17 protein-coding genes and 1 tRNA gene are annotated in these 19,143 nt (G+C 27.7%); 6 read left to right on the top strand and 12 right to left on the bottom strand.

All coding sequences use genetic code 11. The features are described 5' to 3' along the window. Nucleotides 1–21: 21 nt before the first annotated feature. The 9 genes from mfd to purR all read right to left on the bottom strand — a co-directional run bounded on the left by mfd (nucleotide 22) and on the right by purR (nucleotide 11,758). Nucleotides 22–3,534, bottom strand: a complete 3,513-nt coding sequence (gene mfd / locus OW763_RS15370) for a transcription-repair coupling factor (RefSeq protein ID WP_268042273.1) — start codon at nucleotides 3,532–3,534, stop codon at nucleotides 22–24. Nucleotides 3,535–3,552: 18 nt separating this feature from the next. Beyond that, the gene (gene pth / locus OW763_RS15365; protein ID WP_268042271.1) at nucleotides 3,553–4,122 is read right to left on the bottom strand and encodes an aminoacyl-tRNA hydrolase; all 570 of its coding nucleotides are present in this window, start codon (nucleotides 4,120–4,122) and stop codon (nucleotides 3,553–3,555) included. Between the two features lie 145 nt (nucleotides 4,123–4,267). Then, on the bottom strand, nucleotides 4,268–5,446 hold the full coding sequence (locus tag OW763_RS15360) for a S1C family serine protease (RefSeq protein WP_268042269.1): 1,179 nt from the start codon (nucleotides 5,444–5,446) through the stop codon (nucleotides 4,268–4,270). Between the two features lie 96 nt (nucleotides 5,447–5,542). Then, on the bottom strand, nucleotides 5,543–6,961 hold the full coding sequence (locus OW763_RS15355; RefSeq protein WP_268042267.1) for a HAMP domain-containing sensor histidine kinase: 1,419 nt from the start codon (nucleotides 6,959–6,961) through the stop codon (nucleotides 5,543–5,545). Continuing rightward, complete coding sequence (locus tag OW763_RS15350) at nucleotides 6,962–7,648, bottom strand: response regulator transcription factor (protein WP_268042265.1); 687 nt, start codon at nucleotides 7,646–7,648, stop codon at nucleotides 6,962–6,964. Between the two features lie 321 nt (nucleotides 7,649–7,969). After that, on the bottom strand, nucleotides 7,970–8,926 hold the full coding sequence (locus tag OW763_RS15345; RefSeq protein ID WP_268042263.1) for a ribose-phosphate diphosphokinase: 957 nt from the start codon (nucleotides 8,924–8,926) through the stop codon (nucleotides 7,970–7,972). A 44-nt stretch (nucleotides 8,927–8,970) separates the two neighbouring features. After that, nucleotides 8,971–10,341 (bottom strand): bifunctional UDP-N-acetylglucosamine diphosphorylase/glucosamine-1-phosphate N-acetyltransferase GlmU, encoded by a 1,371-nt coding sequence (glmU, locus tag OW763_RS15340; RefSeq protein ID WP_268042261.1) that lies wholly within the window; start codon nucleotides 10,339–10,341, stop codon nucleotides 8,971–8,973. Nucleotides 10,342–10,521: 180 nt separating this feature from the next. Beyond that, nucleotides 10,522–10,818, bottom strand: coding sequence for a septation regulator SpoVG (gene spoVG / locus OW763_RS15335; protein ID WP_268042259.1), 297 nt, complete (start codon nucleotides 10,816–10,818; stop codon nucleotides 10,522–10,524). A 127-nt stretch (nucleotides 10,819–10,945) separates the two neighbouring features. Then, the gene (gene purR, locus OW763_RS15330) at nucleotides 10,946–11,758 is read right to left on the bottom strand and encodes a pur operon repressor (RefSeq protein ID WP_268042257.1); all 813 of its coding nucleotides are present in this window, start codon (nucleotides 11,756–11,758) and stop codon (nucleotides 10,946–10,948) included. 234 nt (nucleotides 11,759–11,992) lie between these two features. Here purR and murC point away from each other — a divergent pair, with 234 nt between their 5' ends. Then, the gene (murC, locus tag OW763_RS15325; protein WP_268042255.1) at nucleotides 11,993–13,378 is read left to right on the top strand and encodes a UDP-N-acetylmuramate--L-alanine ligase; all 1,386 of its coding nucleotides are present in this window, start codon (nucleotides 11,993–11,995) and stop codon (nucleotides 13,376–13,378) included. Nucleotides 13,379–13,404: 26 nt separating this feature from the next. On the opposite strand, the gene OW763_RS15320 is transcribed toward murC, so the two are convergent. After that, nucleotides 13,405–14,214 carry a metal ABC transporter permease gene (locus tag OW763_RS15320; protein WP_268042253.1) on the bottom strand — a complete coding sequence of 270 codons (810 nt, stop codon included), beginning with the start codon at nucleotides 14,212–14,214 and terminating at the stop codon, nucleotides 13,405–13,407. After that, nucleotides 14,207–14,980, bottom strand: coding sequence for a metal ABC transporter ATP-binding protein (locus OW763_RS15315; RefSeq protein WP_268042251.1), 774 nt, complete (start codon nucleotides 14,978–14,980; stop codon nucleotides 14,207–14,209). The genes OW763_RS15320 and OW763_RS15315 overlap by 8 nt, the downstream gene beginning before the upstream one ends. A gap of 213 nt (nucleotides 14,981–15,193) precedes the next feature. Here OW763_RS15315 and OW763_RS15310 point away from each other — a divergent pair, with 213 nt between their 5' ends. The 5 genes from OW763_RS15310 (at nucleotide 15,194) to OW763_RS15290 (ending at nucleotide 17,944) form a co-directional block, all read left to right on the top strand. Continuing rightward, complete coding sequence (locus tag OW763_RS15310) at nucleotides 15,194–15,502, top strand: hypothetical protein (protein WP_268042249.1); 309 nt, start codon at nucleotides 15,194–15,196, stop codon at nucleotides 15,500–15,502. 200 nt (nucleotides 15,503–15,702) lie between these two features. Beyond that, a complete protein-coding gene (locus OW763_RS15305; protein ID WP_268042247.1) occupies nucleotides 15,703–16,326 on the top strand; it encodes a hypothetical protein in 624 nt (207 codons plus the stop codon). Nucleotides 16,327–16,380: 54 nt separating this feature from the next. Next, nucleotides 16,381–16,456 (top strand) — tRNA-Pro (locus OW763_RS15300). Between the two features lie 268 nt (nucleotides 16,457–16,724). Next, a complete protein-coding gene (locus OW763_RS15295) occupies nucleotides 16,725–17,246 on the top strand; it encodes a phosphatase PAP2 family protein (protein ID WP_268042245.1) in 522 nt (173 codons plus the stop codon). 41 nt (nucleotides 17,247–17,287) lie between these two features. Then, nucleotides 17,288–17,944, top strand: coding sequence for an HAD family hydrolase (locus OW763_RS15290; protein WP_268042243.1), 657 nt, complete (start codon nucleotides 17,288–17,290; stop codon nucleotides 17,942–17,944). 217 nt (nucleotides 17,945–18,161) lie between these two features. On the opposite strand, the gene mnmL is transcribed toward OW763_RS15290, so the two are convergent. Continuing rightward, complete coding sequence (gene mnmL / locus OW763_RS15285; protein WP_268042241.1) at nucleotides 18,162–19,088, bottom strand: tRNA modification radical SAM protein MnmL/YtqA; 927 nt, start codon at nucleotides 19,086–19,088, stop codon at nucleotides 18,162–18,164. Nucleotides 19,089–19,143: the final 55 nt, after the last annotated feature.

The following is a 19,143-nucleotide window of genomic DNA, read 5'->3' as shown; positions in this document are numbered from 1 at the left end:
TAAATTAATTTTATCATAAAATTAATTTGTTTCAACTGTGGTTCTAATATATTCTACAAGTTCTTTTAAATTATTTATTTTATCATCTTTTTTCACATTTGTTAACTGATAACCTATTGCAGGTTCCTCACCCATTTTAAATATAATTTTTCTATTATACTTATTCATTATAGCTTTTATCAACTTTTGATTCATCGAATAACTATTTTCAAAATTTATTACTATTTCTGAATTTTTCTCTTTAATTCCCTCTATTCCTATTTTATTAGCAACACTTTTTATATAAGCTATATTTATAAGATTATCAACTGATAGTGGTATATTAGAGAATCTATCTTCTAGTTCTTCCTGAATATCCATCATACTTTCTTTAGAATCAATATTAGCAATTTTCTTATACACTTCAATTTTTTGAACTTCATCATATATATATTTATCTGGTATATATGCATCCACCTTAAGTTCCACTGTAGTTTCTATAGGTTCCTTATCTATTTCACCTTTTACCATTTTTATAGTATCTTCTAACATCCTGCAGTACAAATCATATCCAACAGAAGACATATGACCATGTTGAGCTGACCCTATTATATTTCCTGCTCCTCTTATTTCTAAATCTCTCATAGCAATTTTAAAACCCGATCCTAATTCAGTAAAATCTTTTATAGCTTTTAATCTTTTTTCTGCAACTTCTGTTAATATTTTATCTTTTCTATAAGTTAAATACGCATATGCAATCCTATTTGTTCGCCCCACTCTTCCTCTAAGTTGATATAACTGTGATAACCCAAATTTATCTGCATCATATATTATGATAGTATTAGCATTTTGTATATCCAATCCTGTTTCTATGATTGTAGTACAAACTAATATGTTATATTCATTATTCATAAAATCAAGCATTACTTTTTCAAGTTCTCTTTCAGGCATTTGACCATTTGCTATAGCAACTTTAGCCTCTGGAATTAGTTTTGTAATATATGATGCCATTTCTTTTATTGAGCCTACTCTGTTATATACAAAATATACCTGCCCACCACGATTTATTTCTCTCATTATTGCATCAGCAATAAGCTGGTCATTATATTCTATAACATAGGTTTGAACAGGGTATCTTTCTTCTGGCGGAGTTTCAATAACACTTATATCTCTGATTCCAGTAAGTGACATATGTAATGTTCTAGGAATAGGTGTAGCTGTTAATGTTAACACATCTACATTCTTTTTTAAATTTTTTATTTTCTCTTTATGTCTAACTCCAAATCGCTGTTCTTCATCTACCACAAGTAAACCTAACTCTTTAAACTCTACATCTTTTTGAAGAATTCTATGAGTTCCTATAAGTATTTCTATATTTCCATTCTTCACTTCTTTTAACGTTGTTTTTTGCTGTGCTGATGTTCTAAATCTACTTACCATATCTATTTTTATAGGAAAATCAGAAAATCTTTGTTTTAAATTATTATAATGTTGTTCTGCAAGCACTGTAGTTGGTACTAATATAGCTACCTGTTTACCCTCCATTACTGCTTTAAAAGCAGCTCTTACAGCAACTTCTGTTTTTCCATATCCAACGTCTCCACAAAGCAATCTATCCATAACTTTATCAGATTCCATATCATTCTTTATTTCTTCAATTGCTGAAATTTGATCTACAGTCTCTTCATAAGGAAATTCATCTTCAAACTGTTTTTGCCAAACAGTATCATTTGAAAATTTATATCCTCTTAATTTAGATCTTATTGCATATAATTTAACTAAATCCTCTGCTATCTCATTTATAGCTTTTCTTACTTTTTTCTTAGCCTTTGTCCATTCGCTTCCACCAAGTTTAGTTACCTTAGGTATTTTACCTTCTGCTCCTATATATTTTTGAACTAAATCTAACTGTTCAACTGGAACATATAATTTATCTCCTGAATTATAAGTAAGTTCTAAATAATCTTTTTTATGTCCTTGAACTTCAAGTTGCTTTATTCCCTTGTACACACCAATACCATGATTTGTATGAACTACATAATCTCCAGGTTTTAATTCAGCAAAACTCTTTATTTTGCCTATACCTTTTTTATTAACTCTTTTACTTTTTCTTTTTGATTTACCAAACACTTCTTTGTCTGATATAACACATAATTTTAAATCAGGGTATTCAAATCCTTTTATTTGATTTCCAAAAGTTATAACAACTTCACCAAAGTGTATATCATCTACAATATCCTTATATACACTTTCAATTTCTCTTTCTTGTAAAGTTTTTACTAGTCTTTCACCTCTTGGTTTAGTTCCGCAAAGTATAAGTGTTTTATACCCCTTAGCCTTTTTATCTTTTATGTCATCAATTAATAATTCTAAATTTCCATTATACCCACTAAGATTAACCTGTGAAAAAGTTTCCTTAATCTTTGGACAAAAAATATCGGTTGTCTTAGAAATGATATTCATTGTTATAACTTTACTTTCTTCAAGTTTTTCATAAATTTCATTCTTATTTAATAAAAGTTCTACTTGCTTTAAAAGCACATTACCTTTTTCAAGAAAATCCTTATATTTATCTTCAAATTCAAAATAAACACTTTCCAATTTTCCTACACACCTTTGAACATCAGTTATGATAACAAAGGCATCTTCCATATAATTTAAAATATTTGAAGTATCATCATAAAAATACGGTAAATAACTATTTATATTTTCAAAACTCCAATTTTCTTTTAATAATTCTAAATTTGCCATTACACTGTTCTGTAATTTTTCTTTTATTTCTTTATCCTTCTTTGAACTTTTATTTGAGTCTTGTAAATCCTTTTTTATATTTTCATAACCTTTATCAATATTTTCTTTAGCAAGAATCATCTCTTTAGCAGGGAAAATTTCTATTGAATCTATTTTTTCAATACTTCTTTGTGATTCAATATTAAAATTTCTAATAGAATCTACTTCATCTCCAAAAAGTTCAATTCTATAAGCATTTAAGGAAATAGGAGAATAAATATCCAATATTCCTCCTCTTATTGAGAATTCGCCTTTACCTTCTACGATTTTAACTCTTTCATATCCGCTTTGTATAAGTTTTTCACTTAATTTTTCTAAACTAACCACATCTCCTACTGAAAAATTAAATGTATACTTTTTATATAATTCCGGGGAAATATATTTTATAGCTAAAGATTCAATAGATGTAACTATTATTTTCTTTTTATTTATTAACATTTCTCTAATTACTTTTAATCTTTCCCACCTTAAATCTCCTGAAATAGCATATATATTATAGAAAGCTACTTCTTTAGTAGGAAAATAATGTACATTAGGTAAATATAAAGATAAATCTTCGTAAAGAATTTTTGCTTCAATGTCACTATTGGTAAATATTAGAAAATCATTATCCTTTTTTTCATATAAACTACTAATTAAATAACTTCTTGCTGAATCAGAAATTCCTACAATTTCTATCGGAAATTTATTTTGTTTTATTGTATTAATTATATTTTTAAATTGAACATTTTCTATTAAGGGTTGTACTAATCCCTTTAACCTCATAAATATACACCTCTCATATTACTCTGCCTTGAAACCATTAAATCTATTCATGGCTTCATCAACCCCTTCTTCTATAACCGTCTCAACTGTTTTTTCTAGCACTTCAAAGGTTTGGTCTAATTTTTGTCTATCTTCTTGTGAAAATTTTCCTAAAACATGAGAAACTAAGTTTTCTGTAATAGGCTGTCCAACTCCAATTTTAACCCTTGGAAACACATCACTTCCCAAATGAGCAATAATATTTTTAATTCCATTATGCCCTCCTGCACTTCCTTTTTTTCTAATTCTTATTCTTCCTATATCTAAGCTTATATCATCGTACATAATTAAAATATTATCATTAGGAATTTTATAAAAATCTATAACTTCTTTAACACTTTCTCCACTTAAGTTCATATAAGTTAAAGGTTTTAAAAAAACTACTTTTTTCCCTGCTATATTACCACTTCCATACATACCTTTAAATTGTTTCCTGTTCATGTCAATATTATACCTTTTAGATAATAAATCTATTACATCAAACCCAACATTATGTCTTGTATGATCATATTGTTTACCAGGGTTACCTAATCCCACTATTAAAAACATTCTGTCTTACCTCCATATTTAATTTTAGCTTTAGTGCATAAAAATATAATACATCAAAAAATATATTTTATAAAGCATTGTAAACCATTAAACCCATGAGAATACTTTCCCACAGGTTCAATTTTTTATTCTTATCCTTATATTTTTATTCATTTTCTTTTCCCTCTAAAAGAACAATATCAATTTCAATTATTGTACCTTTTCTCCAAATCTTACACTTTATAGTATCTCCTACTTTATGCTCTTCTATAATTTGAGATAACTCATTAAATTTTGAAATATTCTTATTATCTAGTCCTATTATAATATCTGTTGGTTTAATACCTGCCGCTGCTGCACCACTCCCTTGTATAACATCTTGAACATATATTCCTTTAACATCTGCACCTTTCGCTGAAACTGCATCTTTCCCATATATACCCAAGTCAAGTCTTTTAACTCTTCCAAATTTCATTATTTGATCTACTATAGTACTAACTTCATTTGCTGGTATAGCAAATCCTATTCCTTCTGTATTTCGCCCTTGTAATTCCCCTATTTTTAAATTATTTATTCCTATAATTTCTCCTTCTATATTACATAAAGCTCCACCGCTATTACTCGAATTTATAGCAGCATCAGTTTGAATAACCTTATATGTAGAATTATCATATTGTATTTTTCTATTTATAGCACTGATTCTTCCCGTTGTAATAATTATTGTAGATTCTTTACCTAAAGAGTTTCCTATCGCAATTGCCGTCTCTCCTACTTTAACTTTATTTGAATTTCCAAATTTTGCTACAGGAAGATTTTTTGCATCTATCTTTATTATTGCTAAATCCGATTGAATATCTGAACCAACAAGCTTAGCTTTTAAGCTTTTACCATTATTGGATAATTTTACAATAATTTCATTAGCTCCTTTAATCACATGATAATTAGTAACTATATACCCGCCTGAATCAAATATTATTCCTGAAGCACTGCTTTCACTAGTAAAATCTAATTCTTTTTGTGTTTTGTTAGTTATTCCTACAATGGAAGGTCCAACCACATCTGCTGCTGTAGATATTGAATCATCATAAATTTCTACTATTGAATTTTTATTAGGAATTTGGCTATTTAAAAAATCATCTTTCATTTTACATATTTCGTAATATTTTTTGTTTACTATATAAAGTGAAGATACCGTTCCAGCTATTACAGCTACTAAAATAAATATAAATATTCTAAAAAAAATTTTAATCTTATTTTTTTGTTTTCTGAAGTTTATCTCCCCATGTTCTTTATCCTTTACGCTTTCCCACATTGCATCCTGTATATCCTCATTATTTCCATACATAATATATCACCTCCAATTCCTATAATATATTTCATATAATAAATTATAATAAAAAGTTTTTAACTATCTATGAACTTTTTATTAGTTTTTAATAAATTATTTAATATTTCTTTTTAATGTAAAAATAAATTCAACACCTTTACTTTGCTTGTTTTTAAACCAAATTTCTTCTCCATGTTGAACAATTATACTTCTTACTATAGCAAGTCCAAGCCCTGTGCTAACTTTTGAAGTCCTTGATTTATCACTCTTATAAAATCTTTCCCATAAATACTTTGCATCTTCTTCAGGAATACATTGTCCATCATTATATATTGAAACAAACACTTTCTGCCCTCTAACTTTAGTCCTTATTTCTATATTCCCTCCAAACTCAACATATTTTACAGCATTATCTATAAGATTAGTTATAACTTGTATTATTTTATCTCTATCAACCAATACATATACACTCTTGTCATCTAACCAAACATTTACATTCAGTTTTTTAGATTTTATTTTTGTTTCAAACTTTATCACTGAAAGTCGTATAATCTCATTAATATCATATTTTTGTATGTTTAGGGTAAATTTACCCGCTTCAATGGCAGACAAATCTAAAAGATCGTTTATAAGCCTTGTAAGTCTTTGAATTTCCTCATACGCAATAGATAAATAATAATTTTCTTTTTCTTTAGGAATAATCCCATCTATTATTCCACCTATAAACCCTTTTATAGATGTAATAGGTGATCTTAACTCATGGGAAACATTCGATATAAAAGTTCTTCTATTATTTTCAACCTGTTCCAATGAATCTGCCATAGAATTAAAAGCTTTAGCTAATTCGCCAATCTCATCATTAGAATTAATATCTACCCTTTTACCTACATCTCCTTTGGCTATCTTATCTGATACATTATTTATTTTAGATAGAGGTCTCACTATTATTTTTTGTGAAAAATAATAGATAACTATACTGGAAAGAACCATAGCTAAAACTGCTGATATCCAAATAATTTGATACACTTCTTTTAATGGTTCCTTTATTTCATACATAGCTGTATTAAATAAAATAGCTCCTTGAAACATTCCTCTATTAAATATAGGCACTATATAAGAATATACAGGTATATCAAAAATTTTTTCTTGAAACTCCTTTTTTTCTATACTGTTTCCTAATCTTAAATTTTCTAAATCCTTAGTTAATAACTGATAACCTATAAAATCCTTGTGTTCTTTTTTTGATACAGCACATACATATCCATAATTATCAAATAATAATATATCCGAGGATGAGTATTCAGACACATGTTCTAAAATTTTACTTATATTACCCACTGAAAGATCTCCGTGAAAATATTGTACTGCTCCATTAGCAACTATATTGGACACACTAGAAAGTTGAGTTTCCCTCTGCCTAAAATTATATCCTTGAAACCAAAAAGATAACACTGCTGCTACTATAACAAAACTTATTATAATTATCAAAGTATAAGTTGCCATCATTTTTGAAAACAGACTTTTTTTTTGCATCTATTTCACCTCAAACTTATATCCAACCCCCCAGACAGTCTCTATCTGCCAATTAGGGCCTCCTTTAAGTTTTTCCCTTAGTCTTTTTATGTGAACATCTACAGTTCTAGAATCACCTGGGTAATCATACCCCCATACCTCACAAAGCAACTGTTCTCTTGTAAAAACTTTATTTTTATTATTTGCAAGATAATATAAGAGTTCGAATTCTTTAGGCGGCATTTTAATTTCTTTTTCTTCATATACTGCATTATAAGAATTTATATTTATTAAAAGATCTTGAAATTTTAAAATTTCTTTTTCTTCATTTTCAACATTATATCTTCTAAGTACAGCTTTAACTCTAGCTATTAGCTCCTTTGGTTCGAATGGTTTTACAATATAATCATCAGCTCCTAATTCTAAAGCCAATACCTTGTCAAAAGTTTCTCCTTTAGCAGTCAACATAATAACAGGAGTTTCATGCTCTTTTCTTATACATTTTAAAACATCTATTCCATCTATATGTGGAAGCATAATATCAAGTAAAACTAAATCAGGTATATATTCCATAAAAACTCCATGCACCATTTTCCCATCATAGCAAACCTTTGTATCATATCCTGCATTTTCTAAATACATTTTTATTACTTCACATATATTTTCATCATCATCTACAATTAGTATTTTTCCTAACATTCCATTCATAATACTACCCCCTATCCTTATAGTTATACTCTATCATATTTTTAGTTTTTTTTTATACGCAAAATATAAATTTAAATAAAATGTAACAATTTAAAAATATTGTTACCTACTCTTCTTATACTATTAATTAATTTATAAAAAACTAAAAACATGTAATATCAAAAATACATTTCAACCCATTAAATAGTTCTAAATCTACTTTGTATAATTTAACATAATATATCTTATACAATACAAGTTATACATAAACTAGAACATCATAAAAAAGCATATAAGATTATACAATCTCATATGCTTTATATTCTCAATATATATTAATTTTTATACGAATAACTTACTTATAGAAGTGTCTTCATATATTCTCTTTATTCCTTCTGCAAATAGTGGTGCTATTGATAATATTTCAAATTTATCAGTTATATTTTCTTTTGGTAAATCAATAGTATTAAGCACTACTAGTTTCTTTATAGCACTATTTTCTATTCTTTCAAAAGCTGGACCTGATAAAACTCCATGAGAACAACAAGCATACACTTCTTTTGCTCCTCTTTCAACTAATGCATTTGCACCATTTGTAATTGTTCCTGCAGTATCTATCATATCATCTATTAATATAACTGTTTTATCTTTTATATCTCCTATTATGTTCATTACTTCACATACATTAGCTTTAGGTCTTCTTTTATCAATTATAGCTATTGGACAATTTAATCTATCTGCAAAATTTCTAGCTCTTGTTACACTTCCAAGGTCCGGAGATACAACAACAACATCATTTCTATCTTTAAAGCCATTTTCTATGAAATATTTTGCAAGCAGTGGAGCTCCCATTAGATTATCAACTGGTATATTAAAATACCCTTGAATTTGTGCAGCATGTAAGTCCATAGTAAGAACTCTATCTGCTCCTGCAGTAGTTATTAAATCTGCTACTAATTTAGCTGTAATTGGATCTCTAGCCTTTGCCTTCCTATCCTGTCTTGCATATCCATAATAAGGTATTACTGCTGTTATTCTTCCAGCTGATGCTCTTTTAAATGCATCTATCATAATTAAAAGTTCCATTAAATTATCATTTACTGGAGCATTTGTAGGTTGAATAACAAACACGTCTGTTCCTCTAACAGTTTCATTAGTAGTTACAGATATTTCTCCATCACTGAATTTTGCTACTTTTGAATCACCTACTTCTACACCTAAAGTATCAGCAATGTCTTTAGCTAAAGCAGGATGTGAATTTCCTGTAAAGATTTTAATATTTTTACCATGGGTTATCATATGTAAACCTCCTTGATTTATTATCATATCAAAATTATTACTTGCTATTTTTTTAAGCCTTTTCTATCTACCCAACCTTCTTTATTCATTTGCTTTGCTCTAGAAACTGCTAGAGCACCACTTGGTACTTTTTTTGTAATAGTAGATCCAGCCGCTATATATGTATTACTCTCAATTTCTATTGGTGCTACTAAATTAGCATTACATCCTATAAATGCATTATCTCCAATAATTGTCTTGTTTTTACTTTTACCATCATAATTAACTACAACAGTTCCACATCCAAAATTACATCCACTACCAACTTCAGCATCTCCTATATAAGTTAGATGAGAAATTTTTGTGTTGTTACCTATTTTAGATTTTTTTATTTCTACAAAGTCACCAACTCTAGCATCATTTCCTATCTCGCTTTGTGGTCTTATATAAGCAAATGGTCCAACCGTAGTATTATTACCTATATGACTTTCTAATATAACTGAATTCTGAATTGTTACATTATTTTCAATTATACTATCTTTAATTCTAGAGTTAGGATAAAGCATACATCCCTCTTTAATAATAGTTTTACCTTCTATCACATTCCCAGGATATATAATTGTATCTCTTTCAATTTTCACATCAATTCCAATATATGTATTTTTAAAATCTATAATTGTAACACCATTATTCATATGTTTTTTGCTTATTTTTTGTCTTAATGTCTCTTCTACCTCAGCAAGTTGAATTCTTGAATTTACTCCTCTAATTTCATTAGAATCAACATCAATTGCCCCTATTTTACATCCTTTATTTTTTAAAATTTCTATTACATCTGTTAAATAATATTCTCCTTGAGAATTATTGTTGCTTAATTCATCTAAATTATCTATTAATTCTTTTATATCAAAGCAATACATTCCTGAATTTATTTCTTTAACAGTTAACTCTTCTTCTGTACAATCCTTGTGTTCAACAATTTTTTCTACTTCTGATAATTTATCTCTTATTATCCTTCCATATCCTGTTGCATCTTTAACTATTGCTGTAAGTATAGTTGCTTTATATTGTCCATTAATATGAAAATTAATAAGTTTTTTTACAGTTTCCTCTGTTATTAGGGGCGCATCTCCTGTAAATACAGTTATCAATCCATTTTTATCTTGCAAAAATTGTTTTGCACACATAAGCGCATGCCCTGTACCTAATTGCTCTTTTTGAATAGAATAACTGATATTTCTACTTTCCGTTGCCTTTTTTACTTCTTCAGCACCATTTCCTATTACTAAATTGATCTCATTCATATCGCAACTCTTCAAAGTGTCTATAACATGATTGACCATTTCTTTTCCACAAACCTTGTGCAAAACTTTAGGTAATCTAGACTTCATCCTTTTACCTTTTCCTGCAGCAAGGATCAATGCACATTTATACAAATTCAACACCTCTTTATATGGTAAAAAACACTTTATTTGAATATATTTTATACTTTTGGTATTAGCACCTATTACATTATATTTTATATAATGTTTTTTTTCAACCTTGTAACCATTTACATACACAGAAAACTACAAAAAATACAAAAAAAAATAAAAAGGAGTTTTTACTCCTTTTTATTATTCGCTTTCTACAGCTATTTCTTCCCCATTATCTGATTCATTTTTTGCTGTTTCATACTCACCTAAAATTGCTTTTTGTATCTTTTGTCTTGTTTCAGTATTAATTGGATGAGCTATATCTTTAAACTCTCCAGTAGGAGTTTTTCTGCTAGGCATAGCTATGAAGAGACCATTTTGTCCTTCAATAACTTTTATATCATGAACTACAAATTCATTGTCAAAAGTCACTGATACAATAGCCTTCATCTTTCCTTCAGCAGTAATTTTTCTAATTCTTACATCAGTAATTTGCATTCAACTCCACCTCCACGATGCTTTACATGTTATTCATGTTATTATTATAATTCTGCATAATTTATATTTTTCCTTCTTTATTTGAATAAATTTTTAGAAAATTTTATTTTTTAATTATATTCGGGCATTATTTAATTATTCCCGGATATACTATTGGACTTTGATTTTCATCAACACCACTAAATTTTACAATAGATACATAATCATCCACTAGTTTTTTTTCAGTATTAATATTGTCTATAAGTACACCGATACCCACAAGTTCACTTTCAAATTCTCTTAGCAAATTAATTATACCCAAAGCAGTTCCCCCTGCTTTCATAAAATCATCAATAAATATACACTTACTCCCCTTATTAATGGCTTGTTTTGAAAGTGACATTGTCTGTATTCTTCTGTTAGAACCAGAAACATAATTAATAGAAACTGTAGGTCCTTCTGTAACTTTACTATCTCTTCTAACGATAACTAAGTTAACACCTAATATTTTAGCTACTTCATATGCCAATGGAATCCCTTTCGTTTGTACTGTAACAATATAATTAATTTTTGACCCTTTAAATTGAGAAGCTAAAACAATAGCTGCTTTATATACTATTTGAGGATTATACATTACATCACTTATATACATAAACTCTCCTGGTACTATTCTTTGCTTATCTTGTAAAATTATACATAATTCTTCTGCAAATTCTTTAATTTTTTCATCTGAAATACCACAAGTATATTTAATTCCACCAGCAGCTCCTGAAATTGTCTCTATAGTTCCCATAGATAATCTATTTAGAGTTTGTCTTACTACGACAATATCTTCACTTATTGTGGATTTTGCTGCATTAAACATTCCTGTGAATTTATTTAAATTAATAATTTTATTTGGATTTTCCATAAGTATTTTTGTTATAGCCATAATTCTTTGATTTCTATTAAATTTTTGCATACATATCTCCTCTACTTAAATTTACGAATTTTTTTATAAAAAAACTTCTTATTATTCATATTTTATTCTAAAAATCTTATATTATCAATAATAATTTAAATAATTTATTATCCTTATTAAAATATATTTTATACAAATTTTAAATTTATTATCAATATGATGTGTTGTTTTTCTGTAATTTTGTATATAATGATTTAATAGGATTATTTTTATTTACTTTAAGGAGTTGATTATATGGCATTTGATTTTTTAGAAGATACTAATAAAAAAATACATTTTATCGGTATTGGTGGTATAAGCATGAGCGCTCTTGCTGAAATACTTTTATACAGAGGATATAAAGTTTCAGGTTCTGATAAATCTGAATCTTCTATTACAGAAAGACTTTCTAAAAAAGGCGCTGAAATTTACATAGGACACAATCCTAGTAATATAAACGAAGTAGATTTAATAGTATATACAGCTGCAATATCCAAAGATAACCCCGAGCTTACAAAAGCTCAGGAACTAAATATACCTACTTTAGACAGAGCAGAATTTCTCGGAAGTATTATGAAAGATCACAAATATAATGTAGCTATTTCAGGTACTCATGGAAAAACAACAACAACTTCTATGTTTTCTCATATAGCTTTAAGCTCTAACTTAGACCCTACTATATTAGTTGGCGGAAATTTAGATATAATTAATGGAAATGTCCATGTAGGAAACAGTGAGTATTTTATTACAGAAGCTTGTGAATATAAAGCATCTTTTCTAAAATTTTTCCCTTATATAGGCATTATACTTAATGTAGAAGCAGATCATTTAGACTTTTATAAAGACATAAATGATATTGAAAGTACCTTTTTAAAATTCGCAAATCTCATTCCAAGCAATGGATATTTAATAGCTAATGGAGATGATAACAGAGCACTAAACATATCAAAAAAAGTTAATTGTAATGTGATTACATTTGGATTAAAAAACGGAGATATAAAAGCAAAGAATATAATATTTAATGCAAATGGTTGTCCTTCATTTGATGTGTATAATAATGAGAAAAAATTATTCTCCATATCACTTAATGTTCCTGGTGAACATAATATTCTTAACTCTCTAGCAAGTATAAGTGCTGCTTTAGCTTTAAATATAGGAAATGATTCTATCATTAAAGGTCTTTCTAGTTTTTTCGGAACTCATAGAAGATTTGAAATAAAAGGTAAAACTCATGGAATAACAGTTATTGATGATTACGCACATCATCCTACTGAAATAAAGGCTACTTTAAATGCCGTTAAAAATTTTCCACACAATAGAATTTTTTGTGTGTTTCAACCCCATACTTATTCTAGAACAATAAGCTTATTTGATGATTTCTCAAACTCATTCTTTAATACAGACATTTTGGTTCTAGCTGATATTTATGCTGCAAGAGAAAAAGATACAGGTATTGTAAGTTCTGATACATTAGGGAATAAAATTAGAGATAACGGAATTTACTGTAAAAATCTTCACACCTTTAATGATATAACTAACTTTTTAAGAACTGAATTAAAAGAAGGCGATGTCTTACTAACGGTTGGTGCTGGAGATATATACAAAGTTGGAGAAATGTTTTTAAATAATACCGCTTCATAAAATAAGAAAAGTGCATCGCACTTTTCTTATTTTATGAAGTATTTTTTTATTCCAGATATAATCATATATCCTATTACTGACACTATTATTATTGAAGCTCCTGAAGCTATATTGAAATAATAAGAAATCACAAGGCCAACAAATCCAAACATAACCCCTAGTAGTGATGACGTAATCATTATTTTACTAAGATTATAAGTAAATTGTTTTGCAATAGCTGGTGGTACAGTAAGTAATGCTATAATCAAAATTATACCCACTACCCTAATTAATACAACAATAGTACATGCTATTAAAACATAAATTAAGTACTCTAAAAAAACTGTATTAATTCCTAATATACTTGTAAATTCTGCATCAAATAAGTAAGCTTTAAAATAATTAAATAACATAATAACTAGGAATACTACAATCATATCTAATACAATCATAACTTTTATATCCATTTTTGAAACTCTTAAAATATTACCAAAAAGGTATGAAGTCATATCTGGTGGATAACCCGGAGTAAAAGCTATAAATAAGATTCCTAATGCCATTCCAAGTGACCAAAACATGCCTATTAGAGTATCTGAATTAGTATTAGTGCTCCTATTAATCTTTGCTATTCCAAGAGAAGACATTACTGCAAATATCAACGCACCTATAATAGGTTCTATCCCTAAAAAATATCCCATTCCAATACCACCAAAAGCAGTGTGTGCAATTCCACCACTCATCATTACTAATTTTTTTTCTACAATAATAGTTCCTATAATGCCACACACAATACTTGCCAATATTACACTAAATACGGCATGCCTCATAAATGCATACTCCATAAACGCTCTAATCATATAATCCCTCCACATGAGTTTTTAAAACACGGTGTGGAATAGTTCCATGAGTTATCAAATCAACAGGACATCCATAAATCTTTTTAACAACCTCATTACTTAATTCTGCTTTTCCATGGTAATATAATTCTTTATTTACACAAGCTATGCTATTAACATATGCTGAAATCACGCCAATATCATGTGTCACAATTATAATTGTCATTTCTTTATTAAGTTTCTTTAAAATTTGGTATATTTGAGTTTTTGTTTTTGCATCAAGACTAGCCGTTGGTTCATCCAAAAGTAATATTTGTGGCTGCATAACAAGTGCTCTCGCGATTAATACTTTTTGAAGTTGACCTCCAGACAATTGACCAATTTGTCTATTCTTTAAATGATATATGTTTAATTTGTTCATTATTTCAAAAATTTTTTCTTCATTTTCTTTATTATATTTATAAAAGGGTTTAATTTTTTCACCTAGTTTCCCCATTAAAACTACATCAATAACACTTACAGGAAATTTCCTGTCAAACTTAGAAAATTGGGGAACATATCCAATTGAATTTCTAGTTTTTTTAGGAGATTGTCCTAAAATTTTTATTTCACCCTGATTAAGTTTTTCAAGTCCTAATATAACTTTTAGTAATGTACTTTTTCCCCCTCCGTTAGGTCCTAAAACCGCTAAAAACTCCTTATTTTTAACTTGTAAATTAATATTTTTTAGTGCACAAACATCATCATAATAAACACTAGCCTTAATTATTTCAATTATGTTACTCATAGAACTCTCCTTTTATTTTTATAATGAATAGATATCTTTCTAATTAAAAATGCATATCATTTGCAATTTTATTTATGATTATATATTCATTTGTAATTTTTGTCAAACAATACCTATTTAAAACATAAAATAAATTTTTTATTATATAAATTGAAACATAAAAATAACTAAATAGGGGAAAATATATATATCATATTTTTAGGAGGTGTCCTAATGAAAAATTTTTTAATTTCTAGTTCAGTAGATATTATTCTAATATTAACTTCATACTATCTATTTAAAACTGTAATAAGTGGACCTACTAGACATAAAATATATGAAAAATACTTAAGTTCTTTTGGAAAATTTGTTATATACATATTTATAGCATCTGTATTAATAACATCACTTACTGCTCTTGTACTTTATAAAACTCGTTTTATAGTATATTTAAATATAATAGCTCCTGCTTTAGTGTCACTACTAGTTGGATTTACTATATCTATAGTTCCAACAAGAGGAATTACTGACAAAGATAAATGAACCTAAATATATAATAGGTTCTTTTTTTATATAGAAATACTAATTATTTTTCAAAATTATTTACTGCTGTACTATTTTATGGTATATAATTTAATATATAACTACTTTTTTGTTATTAAATCATAATTATAATCTAATTAAACCATATTAAAAATTATTTTATAATTATTTATAAAAAATCATAACAAGGAGAATTGTAAATGTTTAACAAAGACATGATCAACACCATACTAAATATATTATTTGGAATAAGTATATCAGGAACAATCATTACATTTCTATTATTCTTAGCTATAAAAGTATTCAAACTCAAAAAACTAACCAAACTTACTTCAATATTTTGCTTAGTTTTTTCTATCACTTGGGTTTCTAATATAGGCTTAAATATTTATTTATTATTAACAACTCCCCCTAGTGGTATAGCTGCTGTAAACAAAGGTATTGTTAAAAACATTACTCCAGGTACACCAATGTTAAAAACTGATCAGCAACTTTCTGCCAAAAACTATAAAATAGAATTAAACACAAAAGATTCTGAAATGAATATTTTCATATGGGATTATGCTAATGAAGACAGTGATTGTATACAAGTTTTAGTTGATAATAAACCTGTATCTAATACAATTGAGCTTACTCATAAACCTAAAGTTTTAAAAATACCAACGAAAGGTAAAATCGAAATCAAAGGATTAAAAGATGGTGATAACGGGATAAACTACGCTATGTATCTTTCTACAACAAAGGAAACCTACTTTAATTCCACTTCTATAAACAGTAGTAATGTTTACACTATTTCTAATAAAAAAACATCGAATAATAAATAATTTAATTTTTTTATTGACTTTTCTTTAATAACGTTATATAATATTGTTTGTTGACGGGGTGTAGCGCAGATGGTAGCGCGCATGGTTTGGGACCATGAGGCCGCGGGTTCGAGACCTGCCACCCCGACCAAAGAGTTATTTATAAAATAACTCTTTTTCATTTTTTGCAAAAACATTTCTAAAGTAAAATCTTATGATTGTTTCTATACCAAAACTTCTATTTCCTAATACTTATAAATAAGGTTACTTTGTAATATTTTAATATAATTTTAAACTTTCTAGAATATATTATTAACAAATATATTGTAAAATCAAGATAGCTATAATAATTTTATATATATAATATAAAATTAAAATATGCTAAAATAGTAGTATTGATATCAATTAGGAGGTGCATTTTGAATATATTAAAACAAATTGAAAATAAAGACATCGCTCTATTAAAAATTATAAATTCTTCTCTTCATTGTAAAATATTAGATTATATCATGTTTCCTATAACTTATTTAGGTTCTATATTATTTTCAGTATTGTTTTGTATTATTACTATCTTAACTCCTAATAAAACAATACATTCACTAGGAATAAATTCTTGTATATCATTAGTATGTAGTTCAGCTGTAGTTAGATTAATTAAAACTTCTGTGAATAGAATTCGTCCTTTTTTAAAAATAAGTAATCTTAAAATAAACAAAATAGAAATTGATAACTATTCTTTTCCTTCTGGTCATACTACAGCAGCCTTTTCAATGGCTGTCACAACTTCATTGTTTTATCCAAGTATGACTCAAGGAAGTATATTCTTAGCTTGTTGTGTTGGTATTTCAAGAATGTATTTCGGAGTACACTACCCTACTGATGTTTTAGCAGGAACTTTTTTAGGAACCATTACTTCTGTATCAGTCTATTATCTTATTTAATATAAAAATAAAACTAATTATCATATAAAGAGGTGACATATATGCTAACTAATATTAAAGGTGCAATATTTGATATGGATGGAACTTTAGTTGATTCTATGTGGATTTGGAGTGAAATCGATATAGACTTCTTAAAAAAAAGGAACATAGATTGCCCTAAAAATTTAAAATCTCAGATTGAACATCTTAGTTTTGAAGAAGTGGCTCTATATTTTAAAAAAACATTTAACTTAAATGAAAGCATAGAAGATATAATGGATGAATGGAACACTATGGCTTTCCAAGAATATAAAAACAACGTACATCTTAAAAATGGTGTTAAACTCTACTTAGATATATTAAAATCCATGAATATAAAAATAGGACTAGCTACTAGTAACACTTCCTTACTACTCGAAACAGCTCTTAGAGCAAACGGAATATATGAATATTTTGATGTAATTGCTACAACTGACGAAGTATCTAGAGGAAAACATTTCCCAGATATTTATTTGTTAACCGCTAAACGATTAGGAGTCGCTCCTAACAACTGTATTGTTTTTGAAGATATTCTCCCTGCTGTAAAAGGTGCTAAAGCAGCCGGCATGAAAGTAGTAGGTATACATGATGAGTATTCAGAATATCAAAAAAATGATATATTAAAAATTGCCGATAAATATATACATACATATTCAGAGCTTATAGAAGAAGTTGTATAAATATTTTCACCACCATTGAAAAAACAGAAAACATTTTTTATATTTTAGATACTCTCGCCACGCTAAAACAGTTTAAAAGTTGAGAATGGACATACTATATTATCTTACTCTCAGAGCATGTCCGCTCTCAACTTCTTTAACTCAGACAAAACATTTAGGTTCATCATCAACTAAATTTAGCATAAGCATCTAAACTAAATAATATTTTTTCTTTATACTATTCAATTTTTTTACCTTGATACAAATCCTCCAACTCTAGTTTCCTATCTATAGCATTCAATACTTCCCATTTTTTCAAACTCCACATAGGTCCAATCATTAGATTTCGAGGTCCATCACCTGTTAATCTATGAATAACAATATTTTGAGGTATTAGAGTAACCGCTTTACAAATTAAATCTATGTATTCATCTTGTTCTAAAAAACGTAGTTGTCCTTGTTCATATAATTTAACTAATGGAGTTCCCTTAAGCAGGTGCAATAAATGTATTTTTATACCTTGAATATCCTTATGTGCAAGGTATTTTATAGTATTAAGCATATCTTCTCCACTTTCACTAGGTAATCCAAAAATAGTATGCACTACAACATCAATTTTTTTTTCTCTAAGTCTCGTTACTGCATCTTCAAAAATTTCAAGAGAATATCCTCTATTTATGAGTTTAGCGGTTTGTTCATTTATTGTTTGAAGACCTAGCTCTACCCATGTATACAATCTATCATTATACTCATTTATTAAATTTATAACCTCTTTTGACAAACAATCAGGCCTTGTAGCAATAGCCAATGCTACAACCCCTTCTTGGGATACAGCTTCTTCATATTTTTTTCTTAGTTCTTCTACATTAGCATAAGTATTTGTATACGCTTGAAAATATGCAATATATTTTCCAGTTTTCCACTTTCTATTCATCATACTTTTAATATCTTCAAACTGATGAGTTATAGAAAAGTTTCTATCACCTGAAAAATCACCAGATCCCCTTTCACTACAGTAAACACATCCCCCGCTACTTATAGTACCATCTCGATTAGGACAAGAAAATCCTGCATCTAAAGATATTTTAAATACTTTCTCTCCAAATTTATTTCTCAAAAAATAATTTAAATTATAATATCTTTTTTCTCCCCATTTTTTTCTCATACTTTTCTCCCTTTTATAATATAAATATTATACGCTTTTAAAATTTTCCACTTAC

The organism is Clostridium aestuarii, from assembly GCF_026735135.1.
GTDB lineage: Bacteria > Bacillota > Clostridia > Clostridiales > Clostridiaceae > Clostridium_H > Clostridium_H aestuarii.
Note: the sequence above shows the minus strand (reverse complement) of the source record. Positions and strands in the feature narration are given on the sequence as shown.

Excerpts from the sequence above, each read along its gene's own strand:
- mfd (WP_268042273.1), bottom strand. The coding sequence starts at position 3,534 with ATGAGGTTAAAGGGATTAGTACAACCCTTAATAGAAAATGTTCAATTT.
- pth (WP_268042271.1), bottom strand. The coding sequence starts at position 4,122 with ATGTTTTTAATAGTGGGATTAGGTAACCCTGGTAAACAATATGATCAT.
- OW763_RS15360 (WP_268042269.1), bottom strand. The coding sequence starts at position 5,446 with ATGTATGGAAATAATGAGGATATACAGGATGCAATGTGGGAAAGCGTA.
- OW763_RS15355 (WP_268042267.1), bottom strand. The coding sequence starts at position 6,961 with ATGCAAAAAAAAAGTCTGTTTTCAAAAATGATGGCAACTTATACTTTG.
- OW763_RS15350 (WP_268042265.1), bottom strand. The coding sequence starts at position 7,648 with ATGAATGGAATGTTAGGAAAAATACTAATTGTAGATGATGATGAAAAT.
- OW763_RS15345 (WP_268042263.1), bottom strand. The coding sequence starts at position 8,926 with ATGATAACCCATGGTAAAAATATTAAAATCTTTACAGGAAATTCACAT.
- spoVG (WP_268042259.1), bottom strand. The coding sequence starts at position 10,818 with ATGCAAATTACTGATGTAAGAATTAGAAAAATTACTGCTGAAGGAAAG.
- purR (WP_268042257.1), bottom strand. The coding sequence starts at position 11,758 with ATGCAAAAATTTAATAGAAATCAAAGAATTATGGCTATAACAAAAATA.
- murC (WP_268042255.1), top strand. The coding sequence starts at position 11,993 with ATGGCATTTGATTTTTTAGAAGATACTAATAAAAAAATACATTTTATC.
- OW763_RS15320 (WP_268042253.1), bottom strand. The coding sequence starts at position 14,214 with ATGATTAGAGCGTTTATGGAGTATGCATTTATGAGGCATGCCGTATTT.
- OW763_RS15315 (WP_268042251.1), bottom strand. The coding sequence starts at position 14,980 with ATGAGTAACATAATTGAAATAATTAAGGCTAGTGTTTATTATGATGAT.
- OW763_RS15310 (WP_268042249.1), top strand. The coding sequence starts at position 15,194 with ATGAAAAATTTTTTAATTTCTAGTTCAGTAGATATTATTCTAATATTA.
- OW763_RS15305 (WP_268042247.1), top strand. The coding sequence starts at position 15,703 with ATGTTTAACAAAGACATGATCAACACCATACTAAATATATTATTTGGA.
- OW763_RS15290 (WP_268042243.1), top strand. The coding sequence starts at position 17,288 with ATGCTAACTAATATTAAAGGTGCAATATTTGATATGGATGGAACTTTA.
- mnmL (WP_268042241.1), bottom strand. The coding sequence starts at position 19,088 with ATGAGAAAAAAATGGGGAGAAAAAAGATATTATAATTTAAATTATTTT.